The organism is Spirosoma migulaei (genome assembly GCF_054776855.1).
Genome location: NZ_BAAHBG010000010.1, coordinates 654,893 through 667,494 on the forward strand (window position 1 = coordinate 654,893; position 12,602 = coordinate 667,494).

General features: G+C 45.8%; 11 protein-coding genes. 5 read left to right on the forward strand and 6 right to left on the reverse strand.

Annotated features, from left to right (window positions below):
* The first annotated feature begins 94 nt into the window (after nucleotides 1–94).
* Entirely contained in the window at nucleotides 95–1,315 is a 1,221-nt protein-coding gene (locus tag ACYVGO_RS13290) for a hypothetical protein (RefSeq protein WP_460969667.1), read from the forward strand.
* A gap of 14 nt (nucleotides 1,316–1,329) precedes the next feature.
* Entirely contained in the window at nucleotides 1,330–2,583 is a 1,254-nt protein-coding gene (locus ACYVGO_RS13295; RefSeq protein ID WP_460969668.1) for a hypothetical protein, read from the forward strand.
* A 15-nt stretch (nucleotides 2,584–2,598) separates the two neighbouring features.
* Here the strand turns inward: ACYVGO_RS13295 and ACYVGO_RS13300 are convergent, their stop codons facing one another.
* On the reverse strand, nucleotides 2,599–7,425 hold the full coding sequence (locus tag ACYVGO_RS13300; protein WP_460969669.1) for a fibronectin type III domain-containing protein: 4,827 nt from the start codon (nucleotides 7,423–7,425) through the stop codon (nucleotides 2,599–2,601).
* A 363-nt stretch (nucleotides 7,426–7,788) separates the two neighbouring features.
* Here ACYVGO_RS13300 and ACYVGO_RS13305 point away from each other — a divergent pair, with 363 nt between their 5' ends.
* The 3 genes from ACYVGO_RS13305 to ACYVGO_RS13315 all read left to right on the forward strand — a co-directional run bounded on the left by ACYVGO_RS13305 (nucleotide 7,789) and on the right by ACYVGO_RS13315 (nucleotide 10,131).
* The gene (locus tag ACYVGO_RS13305) at nucleotides 7,789–8,358 is read left to right on the forward strand and encodes a hypothetical protein (RefSeq protein WP_460969670.1); all 570 of its coding nucleotides are present in this window, start codon (nucleotides 7,789–7,791) and stop codon (nucleotides 8,356–8,358) included.
* A gap of 486 nt (nucleotides 8,359–8,844) precedes the next feature.
* A complete protein-coding gene (locus ACYVGO_RS13310; RefSeq protein WP_460969671.1) occupies nucleotides 8,845–9,447 on the forward strand; it encodes a hypothetical protein in 603 nt (200 codons plus the stop codon).
* Nucleotides 9,448–9,450: 3 nt separating this feature from the next.
* Nucleotides 9,451–10,131, forward strand: coding sequence for a hypothetical protein (locus ACYVGO_RS13315; RefSeq protein WP_460969672.1), 681 nt, complete (start codon nucleotides 9,451–9,453; stop codon nucleotides 10,129–10,131).
* Here ACYVGO_RS13315 and ACYVGO_RS13320 read toward each other — a convergent pair.
* The 5 genes from ACYVGO_RS13320 to ACYVGO_RS13340 all read right to left on the reverse strand — a co-directional run bounded on the left by ACYVGO_RS13320 (nucleotide 10,123) and on the right by ACYVGO_RS13340 (nucleotide 12,600).
* Nucleotides 10,123–10,428, reverse strand: coding sequence for a hypothetical protein (locus ACYVGO_RS13320; RefSeq protein WP_460969673.1), 306 nt, complete (start codon nucleotides 10,426–10,428; stop codon nucleotides 10,123–10,125). The two genes, ACYVGO_RS13315 and ACYVGO_RS13320, sit on opposite strands and share 9 nt — an antisense overlap.
* Entirely contained in the window at nucleotides 10,400–10,816 is a 417-nt protein-coding gene (locus tag ACYVGO_RS13325) for a hypothetical protein (RefSeq protein ID WP_460969674.1), read from the reverse strand. Before ACYVGO_RS13325 ends, ACYVGO_RS13320 begins: the two co-directional genes overlap by 29 nt.
* A gap of 59 nt (nucleotides 10,817–10,875) precedes the next feature.
* Entirely contained in the window at nucleotides 10,876–11,412 is a 537-nt protein-coding gene (locus tag ACYVGO_RS13330; RefSeq protein ID WP_460969675.1) for a hypothetical protein, read from the reverse strand.
* A gap of 20 nt (nucleotides 11,413–11,432) precedes the next feature.
* A complete protein-coding gene (locus ACYVGO_RS13335; protein WP_460969676.1) occupies nucleotides 11,433–11,897 on the reverse strand; it encodes a hypothetical protein in 465 nt (154 codons plus the stop codon).
* Between the two features lie 169 nt (nucleotides 11,898–12,066).
* Entirely contained in the window at nucleotides 12,067–12,600 is a 534-nt protein-coding gene (locus tag ACYVGO_RS13340) for a hypothetical protein (RefSeq protein ID WP_460969677.1), read from the reverse strand.
* Nucleotides 12,601–12,602: the final 2 nt, after the last annotated feature.

The following is a 12,602-nucleotide window of genomic DNA, read 5'->3' on the forward strand; positions in this document are numbered from 1 at the left end:
CTCCTTCATAAAGCCGTTACAATTCAACAACTATGTCGTCTTAGCAGCACGGAATCTCAAGAAATAGGGGCTATTCCCATCCGTCCTACCGTTAATGACTACTTACTTAGTTAAAAAGCATTCCTATTGGGTAATGCTGAGTGCGTTGATCGGGATCACATGCCTGCAATGTCGTACCAATGAATTAGTGCCTGGTTCCAATCCATTGCTGGCGATTACGTTCAACAACGTTTCAGTTGTATCGAATACCCCTGACCCAGCCACGCATATCTGGACGATTAAAGTCCCTTACCTGACTAATCTCAAACAACTTAAGCCTACTCTAACCCTGGTTGATGGGGCCACCGTAGTACCCCGCTCAGGTGAAGTTCAGGATTTCTCAAAAACGGTTCTCTATACCGTAACCGAGCAGAATGGAGCCAAAACAGTCTATCAACTAAACGTTCAGCCAGAAAAACAGCCTGCTCCCCAACTGACGGGTCTTTCAACAGATACGCTGGAAGCAGGCGAATCTGTTCGATTAACGGGGCATCATTTTGGCACCTTCGGACTGGATATCCGTGTCGTTCTGACTAGCCCGACAAATCAGACAACCGTGCTCTCCACAACCTTAGTTGACTCTACACAGGCGCAGGCCCAACTGCCGTTCACAGTACTGCCCGGTCGATATGGTGTGCAGGTGTGGGTGCGTGATGTTCCGTCATCGGATGCGATTTCCCTTCAGGTACGCTATCCCAGTCCGCAACTCCTACAGCTTGATCAACATCATCTACGGGCTGGCGATACGCTGAGTGTTACGGGCCTTTATATTCAGCCAGCTACCTATCAGTATGCGATGCAAGTGAGTAACGACAGCCAGCATTGGCAGCTAAACGCTATACAGGCTACAACGACCGGGTTTTCGGCGAGATTAGACCCTAACTTACCCGCAGGACGCTATAGGATACAGCTACTTAATCGTTCAGAAAATAAACTGAGTCGGGATACCTCTTTTGCGGTTCAGGTGTATGAGCGCGCCAAACCATTTATTACGGGCATTATTTCGCCCAAAGCCAGTTATACTCCGGGCGAAACCATTTTTGTAAAAACGGCTAATTTCAGCACCGTTACGGCTCGCTTTTATCAACTTCAACTAACCGGTTCTACCCGCAGCTACACCGTAAATGGCATTTACGATTCAACAAAGCAAACCCTGATGCTAGCCCTTCCGTCAACAGGGCAAAAAGGAAGCTATACACTGGCGGCACGATTATTGGATGCTACGGGTCAACTTGTTTATAGTTTTGACACCGATTTGCAACTCGTATTTCCCTAAAATAGACCAAGCTAATGTTATTACGGGTACTCATTTTCAGCCTAGCGACGCTGATCAACACCTCCGGACTTATCTATGCGCAACCAGCTACGACTAAGTCGGGCATTCACTTTCTATCGGGTCCATTTGCCTCAGCCACAGCAGCCGCTAAGGCAGCCCATAAGCCTCTTTTTGTAGAAGTCTATTTAACAGGTTGTCCGCATTGCGAAGCGCTGGCCCCAATATTGACCGAAAAACCAGTCGGCGATTTCTTCAACGCAAATTTTATCAGTTGGAAAGTAGAGGCTAATGCGCCGGAGTCGGTGGCCCTTCAAAAAACCAAAGACATCACCTATCCAGAGTTCCCCTTATTTCTCTTCTTTGATGCCGAAGGCAATCTGCTTCATGTAGGTATGCCCGCCGAACAGACCACCAAAACTGCGTTTATTGAGGAAGTTATTTCTGCGGGTCGCACGGCGCTTAACCCAGCTCAACGCACATCGAGCTACCCAAGCCGGTTCGAAGCAGGTGATCGGGAGTTAGCGTTTTTAATCAATTATGGGAAATATTGTAAAGTCCGAAAAGACAACCAACGGCTCCACGAGATCAGCGATGCGTTAGGCAAGACCCTACAACTACCCGACCAGATCAAAAGCCCGGTTGGTTTCTATTGTTTGCAACGGCTGATTGATGACATTGATAACCCGACCGCCGTTTATTTCTTTTCTCACCTAAGCGAATTCACTGCTACCCATCCGGTTAAAGATGTGAAAGAAGCGGGCGAAGGCATCATTTTTCGCTCGTTATACGGAGCCAGGGGCGATCAGTACCCGGCCCAGAAAATTGTGCAGATGCGCGCCTACATGGTTGGCCTGGGTGTACCCGCCAACGAAGCAGCCTCACGCACATTACTGAAAGAGTTGGATGCGCACCTACGTGCAAATAGCACGCAAGGTGCCGTGCAACGCTTCAATGAGTATCGCCGGGAGAATGCAGCTATTGGGGTAGCTGATTATGCCTACCTGATGCATTATTTCAATGAGAAAGCTACTGACAAAACTTACCTCCCCGAGATGCCGGTCTGGGCAACCGATGGTCTAAAAACCGTAAAGCCTGACCAACAAAACACCAAACAGACTGCTGATATCCATTACGAATTAGCCATAGCGTATCAGAAAATGGAGCAGAAGGCCGAGGCTCTTCGCAGTGCTCAGCGGAGACTAAGCATTGCGAAGGAAGCCCATATTGACACGCAGCGTTATCAGAATCAGGTTAGCCAGTTAAAATAATAGAGCGTTTTATCTTTAGGGCCTAACAGTATAGGTAGTGCTACTACTGCCACACTCATTAGAACAGGTAGCTTCATATTGCCCATAATCACTTGCTCTAATATCAATATAGCTTGGATTACTACTGGTAAGATTGATTACTCTTCCGTTTTCCATTCGGGTCCATTTGATTCCGTTTGTGCATCCATCTATACTTCTTATTTGTAAGCGAGTTGAGGTTGGGGGGGCGGGAGGCATGATCTCAATTTTTGGGACGTTGTTAGAAATTATTATATCTGATTGAACAGTCTTTCCTTCGAGTGTGCAATAGGCAGTATATTTTCCAGCTGTGTAAACCGTAATCGATTGGGTTGTTTTCCCTGTACTCCAAGACAGTGTGCCGTTACAATTGGTAACGGATAAGGTGAGTCCTGAATCCTTATTCTCACAAACAGTTGTTCCTAGAGACGAGATCGCGGGAGTAACGGGTTCCTGGCTCGGCTTCCTAATCGTAACTGATTTGCTGACAGAAGCAGTGCATCCCTGCTGAGAATAATCACTATATGCCGTAACTGAATATGTGTTATCTGTAGACACACTAATGCTGGCATCAGTCGCACCCGTACTCCATTTATAACTTTTTACTCCTGACGAACTAGCTGTCAGCGTAACCGTAGATCCATTTGCATTCTCATTTATGACTAAGTTAGCTGGTGCTCTTCCCGACGATATTCCGAAAGTGGTTCGACTTACATCTCCTCTTCCAGCTTTAGCGCAAATAGCAGCATACTCCTTATCTGGCACCAAGCCATCAGTTGTATAGAGTTCTCCATTTTGCACTAGTAATACTCTTACCGATCCTCCCTCACACCCTGCAAAGCTTCGGGGCGTAGACGACTCTCCGTTGCAAAGTACCTGTTGGCCTGTGTATGTGAGTATATCTATAGTATCCTCGGTTTTGACCCGCACAATCTGGCCACCCTCCCCACTCTGACACCCTCCGTTATCACTCTGACACCGGGCGGCATAATAGGTATCTCCCGTAGGCGACAGGTTCGAGCTGCCATCAGTGCCCTGGGTCCACACCACACTACTGCCCGGTGGACAGGAGGCACTCACATTCACTGAAGCTCCCTTATTGATGGTTATCTCCTGAGCCTGGCCATTGAGATAAACCACAGGTGCGGATGGAGGTGTACACTCGTCAGTCTTGACCCGCACAACCTGACCTCCTTCCTCACCCAGACACCCTCCTTTATCATTTTTACATTTGGTCGCATAGTACGTGTCTCCTGTGGGGGAGAGATTCGATCCATTTCCATCGGTACCTCGGGTCCACACCACACTACTGCCCGGTGGACAGGAAGCGCTTACTTGTACCGACTCCCCTTTGGTAATGGTGATATCCTGATTCCGCCCATTGATATAAACTACAGGTTTACCAGGTGGTATACAATCATCAGGATTGTCTTTGACCCAGACCACTCGTCCACCCTCTTCGCTCAGACATGCATCCTGCTTACACTTGGCCGCATAGTAAGTGTTGCCTGTAGGTGACAGGTTAGACCCATTTCCGTCAGTCCCCTGCGTCCAAACCACATTACTGCCCGATGGACAAGAAGCACTCACCTGCACTGACTCTCCTTTGATGATGGTCACGTCCTGATTCTGCCCGTTGAGGTACACAACCGGTTTGCCCGGTTGTGTACAGTCTGGGCCCGGGGGGGCTACCTTGTCCTTGACCCAGACCACACGCCCGCCCTCTTCACTCTGGCAACCCCCATTATCATTTTTACACTTGGCCGCATAATAGGTGTTGCCCGTGGGCGATAAGTTAGAGCCATTGCCATCAGTGCCCTGGGTCCATACCACACTACTGCCTGGTGGACAGGAAGCACTCACCTGCACTGACTCCCCTTTGGTGATAGTCACATCCTGGCCCTGCCCGTTGAGGTACACCACCGGTTTGCCAGGGGGTGCACATTCTGGGCCCGGGGGGGCTACCTTATCATTGACCCAGACCACACGCCCGCCCTCCTCACTCTGGCAATCTCCATTATCACTTTTACATTTGGCTGCATAATAGGTGTTACCCGTGGGGGCCAGATTCGACCCGTTTCCATCAGTGCCTTGGGTCCACATCAAACTGCTACCCGGTGGACAGGAGGCACTCACCTGCACCGACTCCCCTTTTGTGATGGTCACATCCTGGCCCTGCCCGTTGAGGAAAACAATCGGTTTGCCGGGTGTTGAGCAAGGAATGACAACAGGCTTGACAAATACAGTCACGGTTAAATAGGACGCCCCGCTTTCAATACCGCCTGACGAGCATTTAGCCGTATAGGTCGTTGCATCGGTTTGCGTATAGCTTCCTCCCGAAAAGGTCGATGGAGTGACCCAGATTAGTGTACCAATTCGGCAGTAGCCACTTACGTTACTGTTCGACCCGCGCTCGATGTTTGTGCTGGAAGCCGTCAGAATAGGCTTATCGGGTGTTATACCCGTAGCGCGGGAAGCAACTTCGGAATACCCATTATCATACCGGTTATGGGATATGATCCGATAATAATACGTGGCCCCTTCGGCCAAATTATAATCAATAAATGAGGTGACATTAGCCCCCACATCACCGACACGAACAGAATTGCTGAATGCTGGTGACGTATCCCGATAGACCCAAAATCCATCCTCATTATCTGAATTATCCCGCCAGTTGACGGTGAGGTAATTCGTACCGACGGAGCCAAACGTAACAGGTGAAGGCCCAGCCGGAGGGAAATAAAGTACGTTAATGCCAATGCTACTATGGCTTTGTGTCTGGCACCCAGTCCCCGGATTTTTGCAGTAGGCAGAATAGGTCGTCGAGGAAGCCAACTTAACCGTGGCCTGGGGCAGATTGTCCCAGACAATACTGTTATTATCTAAACAGGAGCCGCTGATCGTTACGCTATTATTCCGGTCGATGGTGTTATTGGTGGCACTTGACCAGAGCGAAGGGGCTTTGGGCTCCGGATAAACCGTCAGCGAAAGGGGTTTCTCTGGACTCAGGCAGGTGTTTAAATTGCAACGCACGGTATAGGCAAAAGTAGCTGTGGCTGCCTGGCCCGGAAAATAAGCCGTTTGCTGATTGGAACTTAGCTCTCGAAACGTAGTATTATCAGGCGTTTGCCATTCCAGTTTACCCACGCACTGATCCGCCCTCAGCGATGCATTTTGGTACGTACAAAACGCCAGGCTAGTACTCGTCAGCGTAGGCTGTGGAAGCGACTCATAAACGGTTATCGTCAAATCGTCCGAATCTTCATTGATGCAGTACTTATCGAAGCAATTGATCTTGTAGGTGGTAGTAGCTTTAGGATTAATTGTAACCGTGCCTTTGTCGGCCTCGCCAGTCGACCACTTGCTGCTAATAGACTCGCAGTTACTCACCGTAAGTGTAGTCGGGTAATTTACGCAAATGCTATTGTTGTAAGCGGGTGTGCTCAGGCGAGGCTTAGCGGGTAAAGCCGTCTGAAACACAAAGCTTTCGTTCTGGATCGATAAACTCAGGGTGGAGCCTGTCGATAAAGTCAACCCATTATTCTTGAACCGATCCGTGGCACTTTCTTTAATGAGCACCTGGTAAAGCCGATCCTGTTCGGTATAAACAACGTTATAATACAGTTCTTTGGCTTTTTCGGCACCCGTTCCGCACGTACCGAGTCGGAATCGACCCGACATACTAATACTGGCCGATGCCCCACAGCTAAAGTTAGCCGTTACCTGATCCAGCGATAAGTCAAATTTGTTAATCTCGTCCGTATAACCCTCTTCCAGAGCAAAAACCTTGTCGGCTGTCACCGTCCCTATGACCCCATTGGGTGATAAAAACAGATTCGTTCCCTGCCCCATCAACGTGTGTGGATTACGGAGTTTAAAGAGTTTAGGTAACCGAATGGCAAAGGCATCGAATTGAATTCCCTGCCAGCTGTCCCCCAAACTTCCTCCGCCACAGTCGGGCAGGTTGGCGGGACTTTGATAGGTGCTTAAGTCAAGAAGGGCATTCGTTTTATCGGTCGGATGGAACCCAATATCATCCGCATTGGCCGAATGAAATCCGCGCGAAGCCGTAACCGGAAAGTACATATCCTGCCAGTCGAAGACATCTTTAGTTCCCCAGAAGAATAGCAGTGGTTTACCATCAGTAAGCGACTGGCCTGCCGGGTCTTCCCGCTCCACCAGATCGTAAACTTTGAGAAAGCCCGACAAGGAGAACTTTTTAAACTCGCCACAGGTGAAACTTAGTTTAGTGTCTTTGCCCAGGCCCACCCAGGCCTTCCCCTGAAAGGCAGGCACTGGAAACTCCACGAATTTAGTTTGGCCGCCCAGTTTTCCAGCTGGGTCATCCAGCTCATTGCTCTTGGCATCACTCAACAGGCTTTCCAGAATGGGCAAATCGCCATTGAACCCACTCTTGCCCGATACGGCAATATCGTTAGCACCAAAATACAGACTGGTACTGGTTGTTGAACCCGGCAAGTAGAACCGACAGCCCATGGAGAGCACCGAACCCGTGGGGGTAAAACTCATAGAAAGCACCGTGATGTCGTAATTCCAGTTGCCAATGGTCGACCGAAATGTAACGGGTAAGCTAGCTACTTCCTGTAAGGCAGCGGGAATAGTAATGCCACCGGGTGTAATGTTGATGACACGCCCCTGACTTTGCGCTTCACTGGCTGCGGCATCAATCTGAGCCTGGGTAGGCTGGCTGACTGGGGCCAATATGGGTCGATTAGTAGGATTAACTATAGCGGATACTGCCCCAGTTGGCTTGACTATAGATAAAAGCCCAATTATTAAAACCAGTTGTAGTAGTCTCGTCATAGTAAACTTATTCGGCGGATGGCTGTAAAGCAGTTGAACCAGTCAAAAGAGAATCAGAGGGAATCTAATCCTACAAATAAGTTATTAGACGAAAGAGATGACTATTTAGTACACAAATAGTCAACATAATTATAATAATTTTTATTGTGGTTTGATTTTAAAGACATTACACTATCTAATAAGAACGCGACCCTTCAAGTAATTGGGTATGCGACCTATAAGAAAATGAAGAAAGCCATTCACCAAATCTTGCAAAGAAGCGGCTTTAACACCATCACAGAGTACAGCTTAGCTACACATATAACTATTTAATATTTTTTATATATTAATAAATATAATTTAATTTTGCAAAAATAACTAAAAATGGAGTCTTACGATTCATCTGCTCTCAACGAAATAGAGCCCCCACCATTACCTGTAGACAATCATCAGTTACTTACACCCGGCCTATTATTTGAGATAGACCAAATTGCCTTGATTCTTCGTATCAGCGCACGATTAGGAATAATTGCTATGGTTATAAGTATACTCTTCTGCTTAGCTGTGTTCGTCATCCATGATGCTATGCAGTCTGATGTAATTGGCAACGCAGTATCTCAATTTAATATATCAGCTAGTGGTGCTCTCCTAAAAAATATTGACCCGGATGCGGCTACGAATCGATACTTCTACTTCTTCGCAAACCGCGGTGGGCTTTTAGTTCTTAGCTCGTTGATCCCGATTGCTATTCTGATTGTACCCTACCTTCATAGTCTACGGTTTTCATTATTAATAAATAAGGCGTATAAAACAGCTGATAGTCAATCGTTCAACAGGTCTATCCGTCACTTGGTTAAACATTATGACTTTTATCAGATAGCCTCTGCCCTACTGGCCTTTGTGGGTCTGATTTTGGCGGTGAGAATCCTGGACTTTTTGGCCGAATTAAAATAGATCGATGCTTAATGAAACTTATTGACCAACGAGATTACCTCCGATTGTCCCAGGAATTATCGATTACTGAAGATTTTGATCAATTCATATTGACTCTTGGCAAAGCAGCCATACGCCTGGGCTTTGTAGGCTTGTTCCTAAATACGGCTATTGGCTATTCACTGATTCGGTTTGCCGACCTAACATATAAAACTCGATTTGACGGCACCCTCCTATGGCTATTCACAATTCCGGTTCATTCAGACTATAGTTGGTTCGTCGTTTGGGTTGGCTTTTGCGCAGGGTTCATTCCGTCTTTAATCCTGCTTCGTTCAGGATTGAGTTTAAGGTTGTATTGGAAAACTCAATCGAGTCAAAAACTTGAGGAGGGTATAAGGACACTCAAGTACAACCTCCTGTACAACTTGGTCTGTAATGTGTTCATTGTCATAGGAATCGTGCTTTTTTCGATCAACTACCTTGTTTTCCTTTTATAGTTATAGCATTATGAGTTTGTTTACCAAAATTCAGCGATTCACTGCAGGCGGCTTTGGTTTAGCCGCCATTTTTCTATTATTGCCTTTCCTAACAATCTCCTGTGATAACCAAAAGATCATCACCTTGGGTGGCATTGACCTTCTAATAGGTGTTGAGGTTAAAACAATTCGTGAGTTAGATGAAAAAACATTTATCAACCTGGAGAAATTACTGATGAGGACTCCCGATAATGAGGTTGAACGTGCTGGTTTTGACGTGAAAGATGCAATTAAGCCAGTTCCCGCAGATCCATCGGATCATTCTCCAGCCAATCGGTATGCTATCATTTTGATGGTTACCTGTCTATTAGGTATTGGGATCATCTTATTAAATGATTACACAACCTCGCAATATATTGGTACACTTCTAAGTCTTATTGCACTAATTGCTACACTACTCACTCCTCAGCAATTTACACAGCTTGCTTCAGCTACCTATTTAACTGGTGCCTTGGTTGTTAAACGCGAAATTGGTTTTTACCTGGTGTTACTATGTTTATGCTGCACCCTGGGCATGAATTTATTCGCATTGTTCAGAGATCAATTCATGTATGAAGATGCTGAACTTATCTAACTGATGGTACAACTGTTATTACACCAGCGCATTAGTACTACTGCTTATTTAATAGGACTGCTTGGTTTTGTTCTTCCTTTTCTCTCGGTTTCCTGTCAAAATACACGAGTCATCAAACTGACAGGCGTAGAATTGATAACGGGCTTGTCTGCCGAACAAGTAAACAATAAAGTCAGTAAGCATCCTTTTTGGGGGCCTATTTTTAAGGAATGGAAGAAAAACCAGCCTTCACCTAGGCAAGTACAGCCAATCAATAAAGAGCCGTTCACTGCACCGATTATTAGGCAGATAACTAGCCAGCAATTTTTCACACCCAACAATCACCCTTCTCCAGAACCGTCCAAAACTGTTTTAGAAGAAGGATTTCCTCCAAACATAGTCACCCTTTTGTCGTGTTTATTGGGCTTGGTTGGGTTTGGAGCAACATTCCTTAAGAATTATAAAGCTGGAGCCACAGTCGCCATTTTATCGTCAATCTTTGGGCTTGTCGCGATCTGGATGTTAGTTTATTATGCAGAAGAGTTAACCAGTGACAGCAGCCTACTTGCAGGTGTTGGTATATTAAAAATAAAGAAAGAGGTTGGATTTTGGGTTACTCATATAGCCTACCTAGGAGCAGGTATCAATAGTTTCTACCTACTGACTTTAACTAGACGACAATTGACCGAAAGTCCATCAATTTGAACGGGATCTGTTCTTACCCCCTTTTTGGGTACAGCTACTGGCTCCGGCATCCAGACAGAACTGTACTTGACTCAGAATCTGACGATCATCCAGATCAGTTACCCAATCCTTTTTGAGTTTCTGGTAAACCGCACTATTCGTATCCTTGAGGTCTTCTAATATCTGATTCTCAAAGTCCTTGCCATCCTGCAAATAGTTGTTCTTACTGCTAATTCGGGTGCTACGGGCAATCCATCTCTCGGATTTCTGCCGAATGGCATCGGTCGGATCATAATACTGCCTCAGTACCTCGCCCATCTAGATTGATGATGAAGGCTTGCAGGGGCGAGTAGCTGGTGTGAACCAATGAGCCATAGATATGATCCAGGATGGCTCCCTCCCCATCGGCCGAAACGGCACAGCCCACCGGCACCCAGCCAGAGGTCAGGTTTCCTTCAGCCAGTAAGGTCAGTAGCTTTTTACGCGTGTCCAGATCCAGGCGGGCATTCAACAAGTCCCGATCCGAGTTTTTCAGGCTGCTGTTGTAGACACAGCTATACACCTTGCAAATTGGATCAGCACCGGCCCCTGGCGGAGTGGCCACCGAGCAGACGTAGGCCGGATTGTTGACAATGCCCACTAATGCGGCCAGCCGATCATCACTTTGTTTTTTGTAGGTCTGCAACTGAGCCAGATGGCGGGCCATATCGTAGAGGAACGGTGAGCCATTGCCTTCAACAGTCTGGAAGTGCAGACCAATCCAGTCTATCGCAACGGTAATGACACCTCGATCAGCTCACCAATTTTACCCATTTCAGGATTAAACTCTCGACCTTCAAAATAAAAGGCTCCTGTATTATCGTATTCTATCGTATCCTGAATGCCTACGAGCATTGTTTGAGTACCATCAGTTCTTTTTTTATTAGCAACCCCTACAAACCGTCCCTGTACAGTTGCGTTTCCTTGATGATAGCGTATCACTTCCTGGCTGACCATGTAGGGAGCACAAACGATTTTATGAATTTGGCCTTCCAAAGTATACACTACTAGATTGCACGGCTCAGGGAATGGTGTGTTTTCTTGAAACAGTAACACTAAGTACTGACCATCAAAACTCACTACATCACGAATTAAGGTACCCTTGTCAAACTTTACGCTTCTTTTTTTTTGGTTATATGCCCATTCTATTCGTTCCCAATTAGATCTATAACCAGCAGGATTTTTAGCTGCATCATCCCAAGAATGTATTTCAATAGTAGAATACTCTATCCCATTCTCTACTGCAATTTTTTGTAGATTCATAAGCTTTTTCTTGCAAGTTCTTAAAGCTTTTTTACGTAAGCTCGTATTCCATTAAGCACCGGTTGTTCAACAAAATACCCTTTCCAAGTAGGGGAGTAATTAACTTTATCCAACAACTGAATTTGAATCTCTCCTCCTGAATAGGCGTGACCATTAGAAGGGCTAGTTAGCGGTCCTGCCACACCTACACGAGCTTTGATGGGCTGTTTAACTATATATTCCCGGATTACAAGTGACTGGCTTTCAGGCTTAAATTCAGGTAATAGTGAAAACGCTTCTCTAGCCTCAGACTCATTAGCAAACAATTGCTGGCCCATCCATGCCCCGGGTCCGTCAAGCTTACCCACTGCTGTGGCATCTAAAAACTCAACACAATATAATTTATCCCCAACATCATATCCCACATCTTCCACCGTCGTTCCAAATTTATACGGTGGGTATTGACCTGTTGGTGCAAAGTCGATATTAATAGCCTCTGAACTCATCTTTCGCCCTTTCACCCAGGAATTGGCTTTCAGCAGGCTCAGTTCGTTGCTTAAGAAATCAATCTCATCAATAAACTCGGCAAACTGTTCTGGATGCGCATCCAGTTGTGCCTTGAGCTTGCCCGCCGTTTGCAGAACATTATAAGCTCATATTTTATATTAGTTGGCCTTATACAGCCCCATCTTGCAGCACTTCACCAAATTCACCGGTTTCAAGGTTAATTTCCCGAACCTCGAAAAAATCTCCATATATATTTTGATACCCTGGTGGAAACATTATCGCAATTCCAATCACTTTTTCTGTTTTACTATTTATGAACCAACTAGGATATAAACCTCCAAAATAACTCCCTTTAATTACTCTATCATATTTAGAAGCCAAATTTCCTATTAAAATAGGTGGCGTCAGAATCTTATAAACACTTCCGTTAGCAAAATAAATAACTGCATTTGAAGGGGCAGCATAGAATTTATTTCTTTCATAAACTACCAAAATTTTCTCATGTTTTTCATCGGGGACTGCCCTCAATAGAGTGCCTTTAGAAAATACTATTTCGACGATTTTTCCTTCATATACCCATTGAATTACTTCCCAATTAGAAGAATTTCTTGCAGGATTTTTGTCGTTTTTATCTTCAAAGTTAATATCAATAAATCTGTATCTTACTCCATTGACTATTGCAACCTCTGTAAAGTCTTTCATTC